This window comes from Streptomyces sp. NPDC008092, assembly GCF_042957285.1.
Lineage (GTDB): Bacteria > Actinomycetota > Actinomycetes > Streptomycetales > Streptomycetaceae > Streptomyces.
In genome coordinates, this window is record NZ_JBIBHY010000001.1 from 902,634 (window position 1) to 918,619 (window position 15,986).

Sequence of the window (15,986 nt, forward strand, 5' to 3'; positions counted from 1 at the left end):
CACGGCCTTCGGTGTTATAGCTAACGTACTAGTTCGTACATTAGCGTTTGCGATGCCGCTCTGGAGGGCCCCGTGGCCAAGGACTCGTATCTCGTCGGGCTGATCGGTTCCGGCATCGGCCCGTCGCTCAGCCCCGCCCTGCACGAACGCGAGGCGGACCGGCAGGGACTGCGGTACCTGTACCGGCTGATCGACATCGACGTGGTCGGCGTCCCGCCGGAGGCCGTGGGCGAGCTGGTGCGGGCCGCGCGCGACCTCGGCTTCGACGGCCTGAACATCACCCACCCCTGCAAGCAGCTGGTCATCGACCACCTCGACGCGCTCGCCCCGCAGGCGGAGGCGCTCGGCGCGGTCAACACGGTGGTCTTCGAGGCCGACGGGAGGGCCGTCGGCCACAACACGGACGTGACCGGGTTCGCGGCGTCGTTCGCACGGGGCCTGCCGGATGCCTCACTGGAGCGGGTGGTGCAGCTCGGCGCCGGGGGCGCGGGGGCCGCGGTCGCGCACGCGACGCTCACGCTGGGGGCCGAGCGGGTCACTGTCGTGGACGCGGTGGCCGACCGGGCCGTCGATCTTGCGACCTCGCTGAACCGGCATTTCGGTGACGGGCGGGCGGTCGCTGCGACGCCGGACCGGCTGGCGGGGCTGCTGGCCGATGCCGACGGGCTCGTGCATGCGACGCCGACGGGGATGGCCGCGCATCCGGGGCTGCCGTTGCCCGCGGAGTTGCTGCATCCCGGGCTGTGGGTGGCCGAGGTGGTGTACCGGCCGCTGGAGACAGAGCTGTTGCGGGTCGCCCGGGCGGCGGGGTGCGCTGTGCTGGACGGGGGTGGGATGGCTGTGTTCCAGGCCGTGGATGCGTTTCGGTTGTTCACGGGGAGGGAGCCCGACAGCGGACGGATGCTTGCCGACATCGGGGAGTTGGCCGGGTTCGTGGGGCGGAATGTCGTGTGACCTGTGCGGGTCCGCTGTGGCTGGTCGCGCAGTTCCCCGCGCCCCTGGGTAAGTGCAGTGCACGTGAGGAAAAGGGTCATGCGTACTTCCATTGCCACCGTTTCGCTCAGCGGGTCGCTCACCGAAAAGCTCACCGCCGCCTCCCGGGCCGGGTTCGACGGGGTCGAGATCTTCGAGAACGACCTGCTCGCCAGTCCGCTGTCGCCCCGTGAGATACGGGCCCGGTGCGCCGATCTCGGGCTGACCGTCGATCTCTACCAACCCATGCGGGACATCGAGGCCGTCCCCGGCGACGAGTTCGCCCGTAACCTGCGGCGCGCGCGGCACAAGTTCGAGCTGATGCGGGAGTTGGGGGCCGACACCGTGCTCGTCTGTTCGTCCGTCTCCCCGCTCGCGGTGGACGACGACGATCTCGCCGCTGCCCAGTTGGCTCAACTGGCCGATTCGGCAGCTGACTTCGGCATCCGTGTCGCCTACGAGGCACTCGCCTGGGGGCGGCACGTGAGTACGTACGACCACGCCTGGCAGATCGTCGCGGCCGCCGACCACCCCGCCCTCGGCACCTGCCTCGACAGCTTCCACATCCTCTCCCGGGCGTCCGACCCCAAGGGCATCGAGGACATCCCCGGCGAGAAGATCTTCTTCCTGCAGCTGGCCGACGCCCCGCTGCTCGCCATGGACGTGCTCCAGTGGAGCCGGCACTACCGGTGCTTCCCGGGGCAGGGCGGCTTCGACGTCGCCGGCCTCGTGCGGCATGTGCTGCGCACGGGGTACGACGGGCCGCTCTCCCTCGAAGTCTTCAACGACGTCTTCCGGCAGGCGGAGGCCGGGCCGACCGCCGTCGACGCGCACCGTTCCCTGCTGGTGCTCCAGGAGGCCGTCGGAGTGGGGGAGTTGCCCCCGCCGGTGGTGCCGACGGGGGTCGCCTTCGCCGAACTCGTCACGCCGGACGCCGAACCGGTCTCGGCGCTGCTCGGTGCCCTCGGCTTCGCCCGGACCGCCAGGCACCGCAGCAAGCCCGTCGACCTGTGGGAACAGGGCGAGGCCCGGATCCTGGTCAACACCGGCCCCGCCGCCCGCCGCGACGGCACCGGCCTCGCCGCGATCGGCCTGGAATCACCGGACCCGCGGGCCGCCGCCCGCCGCGCCGAGGCCCTGCTCGCCCCCGTACTGCCCCGCCGCCGCGCCCCCGAGGACGCCCCGCTCGACGCGGTCGCCGCCCCCGACGGCACCGAACTGTTCTTCTGCGCCACCGGCGGCGGACCCGAACTCCCGGACTGGCGGGCCGACTTCACGGAGGTACCGGACACCCCACCGACCGCCCCGGCGCACATCGACCACCTCGCGCTCACCCAGCCCTGGCACCAGTACGACGAGGCAGTCCTCTTCCACCGCGGCGTCCTCGGTCTGCACCCCCAGGAGAGCGTCGACGTCGCCGACCCCTACGGGCTGCTGCGCTCCCGCGCCGTCACCGACGCCGACGGCGGCGTCCGGATCGTGCTCGGGGTCGGCGCCGCCCCGGCCGACGACACCCTGCACGCCCAGCACATCGCCCTGGCCGTCGCGGACGTGGTGGCCGCCGCCCGCGCCTTCCGCACCGCCGGCGGCGACCTGCTGCCCATCCCCGCCAACTATCACGACGACCTCGCGGCCCGGTACGAGTTCGCCGACGGCGAGCTGGAGACGTACCGCGACCTCGGCATCCTCTACGACCGGGACGCGGGCGGGGTCTTCCGGCACTGCTACACCCGGACGGTCGGACGCGTGTTCTTCGAACTGGTCGAGCGCGATCCCGGGTACCGCGGTTACGGCGCCCAGAACGCCCCGGTGCGCCTCGCGGCCCAGCACGCCGGACGGTGAGGCACAGCCGGGGTTCAGGATTCTTACAGCTTTCATGGGTGATACTCACGAACATCCTGAATGTTCCTTGACAACCCGGACGTGACGTTCGCCGGAATCCAGTCGTCCTACAGGCCGTAGTACTCCGGGGCGCTCTGGAAGCCCTGGACACCGGGAGTCCTGGAGGCCGTCCGCGATGCCGAGCCCTGTCAGCGCCGAGCCGCTCGTCCGTGTCGAGGGGCCGCCGCCCCCGCCCACCCGGGCGCGGAGCCGTACCCAGCGCTACGAGCGCCCGATCCTCGCCGGCATCGCCACCGTCGCCGCGCTGCTCTTCTTCTGGGGCATCTGGCACAGCGCGTACCACGCCTTCTACGCGAGCGCGGTCCGCAGCATGACCGACAACCCGGTGGCCTTCCTCTACGGCTCCTTCGACCCGGGCAACTCCATCACCCTGGACAAGCTGCCCGGCTTCCTGTGGCCGCAGGCCCTGTCGGCGCTGGTCCTCGGCTTCCACCCCTGGTCCCTGGTGGTCCCGCAGGCCCTGGAGGGCGTGGCCTCGGTGGTCCTGCTGCACGTGGTGGTACGGCGCTGGGCCGGCGTACCGGCCGGGCTGCTGGCCGCCGCCTTCCTCACGCTCACCCCGGTGACCGTGGGCCTCGGCCGTTCGGTCACCGAGGACGCGCCGTTCGTCCTGCTGTTGCTGCTGGCCGCCGAGGCCACCCAGCGGGCCACCGCCCGTGCCCGGCTGCGCACCCTCGTCCTGGCGGGCGTCTGGGTCGGGGTCGCCTTCCAGTGCAAGATGCTGGAGGCCTGGGCGGTGCTGCCCGCACTGGCCGTGACCTACCTGGTGGCCGCGCCGACCGCGCTGCGCCGCCGGATCCGGGACCTCGCCGTCTCCGGGGCGGTCATGCTGGTGGTCTCCCTGTCCTGGATGCTGACCGCCGGCCTCACCCCGGCCGCCGCCCGCCCCTACCTCGACGGCACCACCGACAACTCGCCGGTCGCCCTGGTCGTCGGCTACAACTTCCTGACCCGCTTCCAGGCGCTGGGCGTCGACGCGGCCGGCACCGGGAGCATCGTCGCCGACCGGACGCACAGCCGGGCGTCGGTGGGGATGGGGGACAGCGTCTGGAAGATGTTCAGCCCCGGCCTGGCCAGTCAGACGGGCTGGCTGTACCCGCTGGCGGCGCTGGGCCTGGCCGCCGGGCTGTACGGCCTGTGGCGCCGCCGCCCGTCGCGCACCGACCCCTTCCTGGCCGGGTATCTGCTGTGGGGCGTCTGGCTGGTGACGTTCTTCCTGGTCTTCAGCTTCGGCAGCGTGACCGGACACACCTACTACATGGGTGTGGTGGCGGTCGGCCTGTCGGCCCTGGCCGCGACGGCCGTGACCCGGGTACGGCGCCGGACCGTGCTGTGCGCGGTGCTCGCCGTCAACGTCGGCTGGTGCGCGGCCCTCACCCTGTACTACCCGCGCTTCTTCACCTGGTCGGTCGGTGTCGCCGCGGTCCTCGCCCTGCCGGCGCTGGTCCTCTTCGCCGTCGGCGGGTCACGTCCGCGCCGGGCCGCGCTGGCCGTCGCCCTCGCGGCGGTGCTGGTCGTGCCCGCCGTCTGGTCCGCGTCCGCGACCTCCCTGCGCTACAACCAGCCCGGCGGGTTCGGGCGGATCGGCCCGGGCAGCATCGCCACCCGCAACGGCGCCTCCGCCCTGACCCCGGGCCAGCAGCGCGTCCTCGCCTACCTCACCGCCCACCGCGACGGCGCCCGCTACCTGGCCGCCGTGCCCCGCTGGCAGATGGCGGCGCCGTACATCCTGTCGGACAACGCCGCCATCCTCCCGCTCGGCGGCTTCACCGCCCATGTGCCGTACCCCGCGCCCGGTACCTTCCACCACCTGATCGACACCGGCAGGCTCCGCTACGTCCTGCTCTCCGCGGCCGACCTCACCCACCGGGCCCGGGGCGCGAAGACCCCGGGCCGGGCCCTGGTCCGCTGGGCCATCGGCCATTGCGCACCGGTGCACGTCTCCCGCTACACGCTGTACCGCTGCGGGCCGGGCCACGGAGGGTGACCGCGCCGAAGGGGCAGCCGCAGGGTCAGCCGACGGCCGTGAACACGAAGGAGAACTCGGCCGGTCCGGCGTGGAGCTGGTACTGCGGCAGCACGCCCGGGCCGCAGGACTGCGAGCCGATGCCGTGCTGGCCGTGGTCGAGGTTGACCCACACGGTCCCGCCCGGGGTGAGATCGGTGCGGTGAGCGGCCGCGTCCAGCTGCTCGGTGGTCCAGCGGCGGGCCGTGAACCAGAACTCCGGGTCGCCCTCGATCCGCAGCCCGCCGAGCTCGGCCCAACGGACGTCCGCCCGGGCGCCGTTCTCCTGCGGACGGAGGTACGGCGTCTGCATCTCGTCCACCGTCGACTGCCAACGGCCCAGCACCGAGGCCGCCCTGGTGTCCGGGTACGCCTCGCCCGGCCCGCCGCCGAACCACCGCACACGGTCGGCCGCCGGCAGCCCGAAGCGGATGCCGAGCCGGGGCAGCGGCACCGTCCAGTCACCGTCGGGCGTCACGGACACGGTGAGCCGGAGTCGGCCGCCGTCCGTGGTCCAGCGGTAGACCGTCACAAGACCGAACTCCCAGGCGGCGGGCGCCACCCGGGTCCGCACGGTCAGGGCGTCACCGGACGGCTCCACCGCGTCCAGGCGGTGCCGCATGCGGTGCAGCCCGAACTTCCGCCACAGCGATCCGTAGCGGATGTCGCTCTGCCAGGCGGCACCGTCGTCGTTGTCGGTCGTCGCCCGCCACACGTCCAGCCGCAGCCCGGTCACCGGCACCGGGCCGATGCTCCGCAGCGCACCGCTGCGGGCGTCGAAGGCGGCCGGGCCGAGGGTGATCGTCCCGTCGCCGGACACCACCGGTCCGGCGGCGGCCGCGAAGGACGGCGACTGCCGCCCCGAGACGGGGAGCTGACCCCAGGCGACCACATGCCCCCGCGGTGCCCAGCCGGTGTCGGCCGCCAGCACCGCCCGTACCGTCCACTGCGTCTCGGCGCTGCCGGTGGCGACCGGCGGCTCCGGCAGCTTCACCTCCGCCGACTCACCGGCCGCCAGAGCCGGGACGGCCAACGCGCCCGACTCGACGGTCTCGCCGCCGACCTGGTACGACCACTCGAAGTCCAGCGCGGACAGATCGGCGAAGTCGTGCCTGTTGACCACGCGTACGGTCCCGCCCGCGCCGTCGCCCTCGATCCGGACCGGTTCGATCACCTTCTTGTACTCCACCAGCCCCGGGGACGGCCGGCGGTCGGGGAAGACCAGCCCGTCGCAGACGAAGTTCCCGTCGTGCAACTCCTCGCCGAAGTCGCCGCCGTACGCGTAGCCGTACCGCTCGTCCTCGATGCCGTGGTCGATCCACTCCCAGATGAAGCCGCCCTGGAGCCGGTCGTAGGACTCGAAGATCCGCTGGTAGTCGGCGAGGCCACCGGGGCCGTTGCCCATCGCGTGCCCGTACTCGCACAGGATGAAGGGGAGCTGACGGCGTTTGTGGGTGCCGCCGTCCAGACCCTGGCCGATCCGCTCGACCTCGGCGTGGTCGGCGTACATCCGCGAGTACACGTCCGTGTCACGGCAGTCGATGTCACCCTCGTAGTGCACGAGCCGTGACGCGTCCCGGCCGTGGATCCACTCGGCCATCGCGGTCAGGCCCCGGCCGGTGCCGGCCTCGTTGCCCAGGGACCAGACGACCACCGACGGGTGGTTCTTGTCGCGCTCGACCATCCGGGCGGCCCGGTCCAGCAGCGCCGGGGTCCAGCGGTCGTCGTCGACCGGGTTGTCCCGCCAGGCCTGCTCGGTGAAGCCGTGGGTCTCCAGGTCGCACTCGTCGATCACCCACAGGCCGTACTCGTCGCACAGGTCGAGGAAGGCCGGGTGCGGCGGGTAGTGGGAGGTGCGGACCGCGTTGATGTTGTGCCGCTTCATCAGCAGCACGTCCGCGCGCATGGTCTCCAGGTCGAGGGCCCGGCCCTGCTCCGGGTGCCACTCGTGCCGGTTGACGCCCTTGAAGAGGACGGGCCGCCCGTTGACCCTGATCAGCCCGTCTTCGAGGACGACGGTCCGGAAGCCGATCCGCAGCGGCACCCGCTCGCCCCCGGTGGCCAGCACCCCGTCGTACAGCCGCGGCGTCTCCGCCGTCCAGGCCTGGACCGGGACGGTGACCGGCTCGCCGGTGGCGACGTCGACGCCCAGCTCCGGCACGGTGACCCTGCCGTCCACGTCGGAGTCGACGCGCAGCGTGCCCGCGCCGGTGACATGGTCGTAGGAGGCGTGCACGAAGAAGTCGAGGACGCTGCCGGCCGGGCGGTGCAGCAGGGTCACGTCCCGGAAGATGCCGGGCAGCCACCACTGGTCCTGGTCCTCCAGGTACGAGCCCGCCGACCACTGGTGCACGCGGACGGCCAGCACGTTGCCGGCCGGCTTCAGCAGCTGCCCGACCGCGAACTCGTGCGGCAGCCGGGAGCCCTTGAACTCGCCGATGTCCGTGCCGTTCAGCCACACCCGGGCACAGGACTCGACGCCGTCGAAGCGCAGGAGCGTCCCGCCGTCCGCCGGGTCCCAGCCCTCGGGCAGGTCGAAGAAGCGCAGGTGGTCACCGGTGGGGTTCTCGGTCGGGACCCGCGGCGGGTCGACCGGGAACGGGTAGAGGTGGTTCGTGTAGATCGGCGCGCCGTGCCCCTGGAGCACCCAGTGCCCCGGGACGGTGACCTCCGCCCAGCCGCCGGCGTCGTACCCCGGCTCGGCGAACGAGTCGTCCTCGGCGTCCGCCGTCGGCGACAGCCGGAAGCGCCAGCTGCCGTTCAGGGAGAGGGACTCGGCGTCGGAGACGGGATACCAGGCGCGGGGCGGCAGGGCCCCGGAGCCCGGTGAGACGTCCTCGACGTAGCCGACGGCCGTGGCAGAGCGGAAAGACATCGGTCTCCAGGTCTTTCGAGGTGTGTTCGAGTCGTGTTCGAGGTGTGCTCGGGCCGGGTCAGCCCTTGATGCCGGTCTGCGCGATCCCCTGGACCAGCCAGCGCTGGAGGAAGAGGAAGACGAAGACCAGGGGGAGGATGGAGATGGCGGTGGCCATGAAGATCAGGTGGAAGTTGACGGTCTGGTTGGTCATGAAGGAGGAGAGCGCGATCTGCACGGTCCAGGAGCTCGGGTCCTGGCCGATGACCAGCGGCCACAGGAAGGAGTTCCACGCGCTGATGAACGTGATCGTCGCGATCGCCGCGAAGAAGTTCAGCGAGTTGGGTACGACGATCCGCCAGTACGCGCCCCAGTAGCCGAGCCCGTCCACGCGTGCCGCCTCCTCCAGCTCCTTCGGGAATCCGAGGAAGTACTGCCGGAAAAGGAAGCAGGTGAAACCACTGAACAGGCCGGGGATGATGAGTCCGCGGTAGGTGTCCACCCAGCCGAGGGACGAGACCAGCACGAAGCTGGGCACGAAGGTGACGGCGGTGGGGACCATCAGGGTCGCCAGGACCGCGTAGAAGACCTTGTTGGCGTGCCGGTACGGGATGCGGGCCAGACCGTAGCCGGCCAGCGAGCACACCAGGAGCGTGCCGCACGTGGTCAGGACGGCGACGACCAGCGAGTTCACCATGGACGTGCCGAAGTCGACCGTGGGGTCGCTGAACAGCTCGCTGATGTTGCCCCACTGGAAGGAGGGCAGCACCTTCCAGTTCTCGCCGGTGATCTCCAGGTCCGTGGAGAGGGCGTTGCGGACGATCAGGTAGAAGGGGACCAGGAAGAGCAGGGCGGCGATGCCGACGGCGACGTACAGCCCCGTGTTGCCGAGGACGCCCCCGCCCTTCCTGCGCCGCTTGCCGACCTGGGGCGTGGTGGTGGTCACTTGGACTCCTCCCCCCTTCCGAATCCCATGAACTTGCCCTGGACCAGGGTGACCAGGCAGATGAGCAGCGACAGGATGACCGCGCCGGCGCTGCCCGCGCCGTAGTCCTGGCTGGTGCCGAGGGCCGTCTTGTAGAGCTCCATGAGCGGTGTCTGCGCCCAGGTCGCCTTCTGCCCCACGATGTTGAAGAACTCGTCGAACGCCTGGTACGCGGCGATGAGCAGCAGCAGGATCACCGCGGTGGACGTGGCGCGCAGCTGGGGCAGCGTGATGTACCGGAAGGTCTGCCAGCCCCGCTTGGCGCCGTCGATGGCGGCGGCCTCGTACAGCTCGCCGGGGATGTTCTGGAGCGCCGCCAGGAACAGGATCATGTAGAAGCCCGACTGGATCCACAGCCGCAGGGTCACGATGACCAGCCAGTACCAGGGCGGAGTGGGGTCGGACATCCAGGCGACGGTGTCGGCGCCGAACCAGCCGATGACCGTGTTGGCGAGTCCGAAGCGGACGCCGCTGAAGATGGACATCTTCCAGATCAGGGCCGCCGCCACGTAGGAGACGGCGGTCGGCAGGAAGAACACCGACCGGAAGAACGCCCGCATGAACCGCAGCTGGTTCACGAGCAGCGCGAGCCCGAGCGACAGCGCCCAGGTGGTCGGCACGATGAACGCGGCGAACACGGTGAACGTCACCAGCGAGTCGGGGAACTCACTGTTGGTCAGGATCTGCTTGTAGTTGTCGAAGCCGATGAAATGGCTCGGCGTGACGGTGTAGCGGGCGTCGAAGAAGCTGAGCCAGACGCTCCAGCCGATCGGCACGAAGACGAAGATCGCCAGGCCGATGAGGAAAGGCCCGGTGAAGAGCCAGAAGTTCACGGTCGGGTTGCCCCGCAGGCCCCGCCGCGGCCGGGCCGGGGAGGCCTTGGCCGGGGCGGGCTGGGCGACCCCGCGTGTGGTGGTGGTCGACATGTCGTGGTCTTCCCGGGGGCCTATCCGAACAGCTTCTTGAGCTCGACGTTGACCTTCTTGTCGCAGGTGTCGAGCGCCGCCTCCGGGTCGCCGTTCTTGCGGACGGAGGAGGCGATCACCTCGGCGAACGCGGTCTGCATGGTCTGGTCGTAGGCGATGTTGTCGAAGTGGCCGTAGTCGGTGAAGAGCTTCACGCCCTCGGCGGCCAGGCCGGACTTGAGCTTCGTGGCCCCGCTGGCGATCGAGGTGCGCGGCGGGATGTGGAAGCCGTACGAGGTGGCCCAGTCCTCCTGGTACTGCTTCTGGTCGATCCAGAGCCACTTGACGTATTCCTTGGCCGCGTCGACGTTGTTGCCCTTGGCGTTGACGAAGATCGACCAGCCGCCGTTGTAGACGGACAGCTTGCCCGCGCTGCCGATCTTCGGGAACGGGAAGATGCCGAGGTCGTCGCCGAGGGCCTTCTGCATGGCCGGCATGGACCACATGCCACCCCACTGGATCGCGCACAGGCCCTGGTTGAGCGAGGACGGGTCCCAGAAGTCGGTCGGCGCGTCCAGGAGCACGTTGCCGCTGGTGAACAGCTTGCGAAGCTGCTTGAGGCCGCCCACGACACCGTCCGTGTGGTAGGCGATCTCGTTCTTGTCGTTGATGGTGTCGGCGCCGGCGGACCAGATGATGGGGTTCTGGATCGCGCTGAAGTCGTTGCCGAGGAAGACGCCCTTGACCTTGCTGGTGGTGAGCTTGGCGGCGGCCTCGATCAGCTCGTCGAGGGTGGTCGGGACCTCGACCTTCGCCTTCTCCAGCATCGACTTGCGGTAGTAGAAGAACTGTGGGTCGTCGATCATCCGGATCCCGTAGATCTTCCCGTCGACCGTGTGGGAGTTGATGTCGTTCGGGTTGAAGTCGTCCTTGACCGGGTCGATGATGTCGCTCAGGTCCGCCACCTGGCCGCTCTTGACGAGCTGGAGCTGCGGGTGGAACTCGAAGACGTCGGGCGCCTTCTTGGTGAGCAGGGCCGCGAAGAGCGCCGACTCGAAGTTGTTGCCCGTGATCCAGTTGGTGCTGACGTCGGCCTTCTTGTACGCCGCCGCGTACCGCTTGAGGGCCTGCTCGGTCCCCGCCTCGCCGTAGGCGTGGAAGTACTGGGTGAGCTGCGTGCCCGACCCGCTCCCGCCGCCTCTGCCGTTGTTGCTGCCGCACGCGGCCAGCGTGCCGGCGGCGGCCATGCCCGCCGCCGCCCGGAAGAGGGACCGGCGGGACCAGTTGTTGTTGCTCAGTGCCGACATGCTGACGTCCTTGTCTGTCGAGTGCGGCTGTGCCTCTACGGCCCGTGGGACCTCGGAACCAGATGGCTGAAAATGCGTCGCGGAGCGGGACGTTAACCTTCGGCTAATGCTTCGGCAAGAGGTTGGACGAAGTCTGCGTGAAACGTTGCACCCGGTTCGGGATGACGAACAGGAGGGAAGGCAGGGTGAGTTGAGGACCGCCGGCGCAGGGGGTGGCCGGCGGCCCTCGATCGGGGCGGTGAGGTGCGGTTACTGCTTGGTCCAGACCTCGTTGCTGCCGCTGTTGCAGCTGTAGAGGATCACCTTGCTGCCGTCGGCGGTGGCCTGCCCGCTGACGTCGAGGCACTTGCCGGACGCCTCGCCGAGGATCTGCCCGTTGGCGTTCAGCAGCCAGCGCTGGCTCGCGTCACCGGTGGGGTCGGCGGTGGCGGTCAGGCCGGAACCGGAGGCCGTCAGGTAGCCGTTCGGGCCCTTGAGGGTGCCCTTCGCGTCGTACGACCAGGACTGGTCCGCCGCGCCCGTGCAGGTGGCGATCGCGGCCCCGGAGGCGTCCGCCGTCAGGCACTTGCCGGACTGCCTGCCCGCGAGTGCGCCGGTCACGGCCGAACTGCCGTCGCCCTTCTGGTCGAAGACGTACGTCGTGATCGAGCGGGCGGCGAGGGTGGCGGACACCGTCCCCGCACTCACCGACGGTTTCGCCACGTCGGCCCAGTCCTCGGTGGCCGAGGTGCGCACCGCCTGCCTGGCCCGTCCCGGTGCCGCGCTGTTGAAGTGCAGGCTCAGCGGGGTGTCGGTGGCGTTCTGGTTGTTGACCACGACCACCCACTTTCCGCCGCTGTCGTACGCCGACACCTCGACCCCGGCCGGCGCCCCGGTCACGTTGTGCGCGACCGAGCCGGGTTTCACGAACTTGCTGTACTGGCCGAGCGCGTAGTACCGCTTGGTGAAGTACAGCGTCTGGTTGCCGTTCGTCGCGTAGTCCGGGTCGTAGTAGATCAGGCCGTCGTTCCAGCCGACGTCGTTCTTCGCGTACGGGTCGGTGCCGTAGCCACTGGCCAGCGCCACCCACCACTGGAAGGCCGAGTCGTGGGCGCTCGCGAAGTCCTTGTAGATGATCCGGGACATCAGCAGGGCGTTGTCGATGGACGGGTCGTACTCCTGGTTCCAGCCCGTGGAGCCCTTGCCGAAGCAGCAGATCTCCGAGGCCCAGGACTTCTGGCCGACGGTCCGCGACGTCTCGTAGACGTTGCCGAGCTGGCCGTCGCTGGGGTTGTTGTAGGTGTGGTGGGCCAGCGCGGACACGTACTGGGCGGTGTCCGGCTGCGAGATCCACTGCGGGAGTTCGGAGACGAACTGGGTCGTCTGGCTCGACTCGTCCGCGATGACCGACGTCTTCTGGTGCCGGGCCCGCTGCTCGGCGCCGAGCGCCCGCACGATGTCGTCGCGCTGGTCGACGGTGACCTGCATGCCCTCCTGGCCGCACGAACCGAAGTCGTTGTCCGGCTCGTTGAAGGGGCTGATGTAGTCCAGCTTCACACCCTGGCGGGCGAAGTGGTCGGTGACGTCGGCGACGTACTTGGCGTAGGCGGTCTCGTCCGCCGGCTTCAACTGACCGCCGCAGCTCTGCCCGTTGGTGGTCCACTGCGCGGGCGCGCTGTTCACGAAGCCGATCAGGTCCTCGACGCCGTACTTCGCGGCGTACGTCAGGAAGGTCTGCCCGCCCTTGTCCCTGCTCCAGTCGTACGAGCCGTCGGCGTTCAGGAAGTCCTCGGCGGCGCGCGCCGGGGTGGTGACCGCGACCCCGCCGCCGCCGATGTTGTAGCGGTACGAGCTGAGGTCCAGGCCCTTCTTGGAGAAGAGCAGCTTCGCCACCCGGGCCTGGACCTTGGGGGAGAAGTGCTGCAGGTCGTTGACCCACCAGGCGCCCGAGGCGCCGATGTCGTCGATGGTCTGGGCGGCGTGCGGGGAGACCTCGGCAACCGGTGCCGTGGCGGTGGCGGTGGCGGCCGAGGTGGGCGGGGCGGATATCAGGGGTCCGGCGACGGCCAGCGCGGCCGCGGCCGTCAGGAGGACCGATCTCCTGCGATGGGGGTGTGACACGTGCATCCCTTCCGTCGTCATGAAGGCGGTGCGGTACGGCTCCTTGCGGGGATGGTGCGTTTCGGTGACCTCTGTCCCACGGCCTGCAGGGCCCCCTCCAGCGCGAACGTGGCCGCGCCCAGGCACACCGGGTCGGTGGGGACGGGAGAGAGGACGATCTCGGTGGCGGCGAACGGCCGCCGCAGCGCGTGCCGGCGGACGGCCTCGCGCACCTCGTCGAGCAGCGGTGCGCCCAGCTTCCTGGCGACCCAGCTGCTGAGCACGACCACTTCGGGGTTGTACAGGTTCACCAGGTCCGCGATGCCCGCGCCCAGGTAACGGGCCGTGTCGCGGACCACCTTGACGGCCACCGGGTCGCCCGCGGCGACCCCCCGGCCCAGGGCGTCGATGGTGGCCGTCTGGTCCTCAGGGTGCAACAGCGTGGAGCGGGGGCTGAGTTCACGCAGGTTGAGCATGATGCCGGGGGCCCCGACGTAGGTCTCGACGCAGCCGTGGTTGCCGCAGTGGCAGAGCCGCCCGTCGAGCACGAGCGTCGTGTGCCCCCACTCGCCGGCGCTGTTGCTCACGCCGCGGTACAGCCCGCCGCCGAGGACCAGCCCGGCGCCGACCCCGGTCCCGAGGTTCACCACCACGGCGTCCTCGCGCCCGCGCGCGGCCCCGAACCACAGCTCGGCCACCGCGCTCGCCCGCAACGGGTTGTCCAGGTGCAGGGGGTAGGCGATGTACTCGGAGAGCAGGTCGAGGAGGGGTACGTCGTGCCAGTCCCAGTTGGGCGCGTACTCGGCGATACCGGTGGCCCGGTCCACCTGCCCCGGCACGCTCACCCCGGCGCCCAGCACCCGTGCACCCTCGACGCCGGCCTGGGCGACCACCGAGCCGACGGCGCTGGCCACATGGGCGACGGCCTGCTCGGGCCGGCTCTCCCCGGGGCGCATGTCCTCCACCGCTCGGGCCAGCACGTTCAGCCCCAGGTCGAACAGCTCCACCCGGACGTATGTCTCCGCCATGTCGACGCCGATCAGTGCCCCGCCCGCCGAGTTGACGGCGACGAGCCCCCGGGGGCGGCCGCCCGCGGAGTCCTCGAAACCGACCTCGATGATCATCCGGAGGTCGAGCAGTTCGCCGACGAGGGTGGCGACCGTGGCGACGCTCAGCCCGGTGGCGGCCGCCAGCGTCTGCCGGGAGGTGGGGGACCGGGCGATGATCTGGCGCAGCACCTCGTAGCGGTTCGCGGTGCGGATGTCACGCGATGTGCGCTTCACGCGGCTGCCCCTCCCATCCCGTCACGGCCGGGCCGGGACGTACGACGGCACCGGCGCGGCGTCAGGCTATGGGCTTCGCGGGACTTTCGACAAGGGGTTAGGAAAGGGGCCGTAGAAACATGCGCGACGACCGCCCGGGGGCCACCCGTCGAGCCGTCTTAGGCCAACACGGCAAAACGGCCCGCCAGTTGTCACTGGCGGGCCGTCGCGAAAGGCGTTACGGCTGCTTGTTCCACTCGGCGATCACGGGCCACCCGTGCTCGGTGGACAGCCGGCTGACCGTCCCGGTCGCCAGCTGGAACAGCCGGCCCTCGGCGGGCGGCAGCCCCAGCCGGCGGGCGGTCAGCACGCGCAGGAAGTGGGCGTGGGCCACCAGGATCACGTCACCCGTGCCGGTGTTGAGCGCCGTCTCGACCTTCCTGAGCACGCGGTCGGCGCGTGCGCCGATCTGCTCCGGCGACTCGCCGGGGTGGCCTGCCGGGCCCGGCGGGACGCCGTCGGTCCACAGGTACCAGTCGGGGCGGGCGCGGTGGATCTCCACCGTGGTGACGCCCTCGTAGCCGCCGTAGTCCCATTCGTGCAGGTCGGGGTCTGCTACGACCCCGGTCAGACCGGCCAGTTCGGCCGTGCGTATCGCGCGGTCCAGCGGGCTGGCCAGCGCCAGTGCGTAGGTTCGCCCGGTGAGGAGCGGGGCGAGGGACTTGGCCTGTTCCTCGCCGTGCTGGGTGAGGGGCAGGTCGGTCCAGCTGGTGTGCTGGCCCGACACGCTCCACTCCGTCTCACCGTGGCGGACCAGGAGGAGGTCCCCCACGGCACACCTACTTCGACTCGACGGCGTGGCCGCCGAACTGGTTGCGCAGCGCCGCGATCATCTTCATCTGCGGGGAGTCGTCCTGGCGGGACGCGAACCGGGCGAAGAGGGAGGCCGTGATGGCCGGCAGCGGCACCGCGTTGTCGATGGCCGCCTCGACGGTCCAGCGGCCCTCGCCGGAGTCCTGCGCGAAGCCCTTCAGCTTGTCCAGGTGCTCGTCGTCGTCCAGGGCGTTGACCGCGAGGTCGAGCAGCCAGGAACGGATGACGGTGCCGTCCTGCCAGGAGCGGAAGACCTCGCGGACGTTGTCCACGGACTTGACCTTCTCCAGCAGCTCCCAGCCCTCGGCGTAGGCCTGCATCATGGCGTACTCGATGCCGTTGTGGACCATCTTGGAGAAGTGCCCGGCGCCGACCTTGCCCGCGTGGACGTAGCCGTACGGGCCCTCCGGCTTGAGCGCCTCGAAGATCGGGTGCAGCCGCTCGACGTGCTGCTTGTCGCCGCCGACCATCAGGGCGTAGCCGTTCTCCAGGCCCCACACGCCGCCGGAGACGCCGGCGTCGACGAAGCCGATGCCCTTGATGCCGAGTTCGGCCGCGTGCTTCTCGTCGTCCGTCCAGCGGGAGTTGCCGCCGTCGACGACGGTGTCGCCCTCGGACAGCAGGTCCTTGAGCTCGTCGACGACGGACTGGGTGGCGTGGCCGGCCGGGACCATCACCCACACCACGCGCGGGGCGTCGAGCTTCTCGACCAGTTCTTCGAGGGACTTGACGTCGGAGACGTCCGGGTTGCGGTCGTAGCCGATGACGGTGTGGCCGGCGCGGCGGATCCGCTCGCGCATGTTGCCGCCCATCTTGCCGAGACCGATCAGTCCGAGCTGCAT

11 protein-coding genes are annotated in these 15,986 nt (G+C 70.6%); 3 read left to right on the plus strand and 8 right to left on the minus strand.

The genetic code is table 11. The features are described 5' to 3' along the window. The first annotated feature begins 72 nt into the window (after positions 1–72). The 3 genes from ACFZB3_RS03690 (at position 73) to ACFZB3_RS03700 (ending at position 4,861) form a co-directional block, all read left to right on the plus strand. A complete protein-coding gene (locus ACFZB3_RS03690; RefSeq protein ID WP_391369025.1) occupies positions 73–954 on the plus strand; it encodes a shikimate dehydrogenase in 882 nt (293 codons plus the stop codon). 78 nt (positions 955–1,032) lie between these two features. Further along, positions 1,033–2,814: a TIM barrel protein gene (locus ACFZB3_RS03695; RefSeq protein WP_391369028.1), complete on the plus strand. Its 1,782-nt coding sequence runs from the start codon at positions 1,033–1,035 to the stop codon at positions 2,812–2,814. Between the two features lie 175 nt (positions 2,815–2,989). Continuing rightward, positions 2,990–4,861 (plus strand): glycosyltransferase family 39 protein, encoded by a 1,872-nt coding sequence (locus tag ACFZB3_RS03700; protein ID WP_391369031.1) that lies wholly within the window; start codon positions 2,990–2,992, stop codon positions 4,859–4,861. Between the two features lie 25 nt (positions 4,862–4,886). Here ACFZB3_RS03700 and ACFZB3_RS03705 read toward each other — a convergent pair whose 3' ends face one another. The 8 genes from ACFZB3_RS03705 to gnd form a co-directional block, all read right to left on the minus strand. Continuing rightward, on the minus strand, positions 4,887–7,754 hold the full coding sequence (locus ACFZB3_RS03705; protein WP_391369034.1) for a glycoside hydrolase family 2 TIM barrel-domain containing protein: 2,868 nt from the start codon (positions 7,752–7,754) through the stop codon (positions 4,887–4,889). 58 nt (positions 7,755–7,812) lie between these two features. Continuing rightward, the gene (locus tag ACFZB3_RS03710; protein ID WP_391369037.1) at positions 7,813–8,679 is read right to left on the minus strand and encodes an ABC transporter permease subunit; all 867 of its coding nucleotides are present in this window, start codon (positions 8,677–8,679) and stop codon (positions 7,813–7,815) included. Continuing rightward, a complete protein-coding gene (locus ACFZB3_RS03715) occupies positions 8,676–9,644 on the minus strand; it encodes an ABC transporter permease subunit (RefSeq protein ID WP_391369040.1) in 969 nt (322 codons plus the stop codon). Before ACFZB3_RS03715 ends, ACFZB3_RS03710 begins: the two co-directional genes overlap by 4 nt. Positions 9,645–9,664: 20 nt before the next feature. Continuing rightward, positions 9,665–10,930, minus strand: coding sequence for an extracellular solute-binding protein (locus ACFZB3_RS03720; RefSeq protein ID WP_391369043.1), 1,266 nt, complete (start codon positions 10,928–10,930; stop codon positions 9,665–9,667). A 249-nt stretch (positions 10,931–11,179) separates the two neighbouring features. Beyond that, a complete protein-coding gene (locus ACFZB3_RS03725) occupies positions 11,180–13,036 on the minus strand; it encodes a glycoside hydrolase (protein WP_391369046.1) in 1,857 nt (618 codons plus the stop codon). 11 nt (positions 13,037–13,047) lie between these two features. Beyond that, positions 13,048–14,292 (minus strand): ROK family protein, encoded by a 1,245-nt coding sequence (locus tag ACFZB3_RS03730; protein WP_391369049.1) that lies wholly within the window; start codon positions 14,290–14,292, stop codon positions 13,048–13,050. A 217-nt stretch (positions 14,293–14,509) separates the two neighbouring features. Beyond that, a complete protein-coding gene (locus tag ACFZB3_RS03735; RefSeq protein ID WP_391369052.1) occupies positions 14,510–15,103 on the minus strand; it encodes a histidine phosphatase family protein in 594 nt (197 codons plus the stop codon). Positions 15,104–15,110: 7 nt separating this feature from the next. Further along, positions 15,111–15,986: a phosphogluconate dehydrogenase (NAD(+)-dependent, decarboxylating) gene (gene gnd, locus ACFZB3_RS03740; protein ID WP_391369750.1), complete on the minus strand. Its 876-nt coding sequence runs from the start codon at positions 15,984–15,986 to the stop codon at positions 15,111–15,113.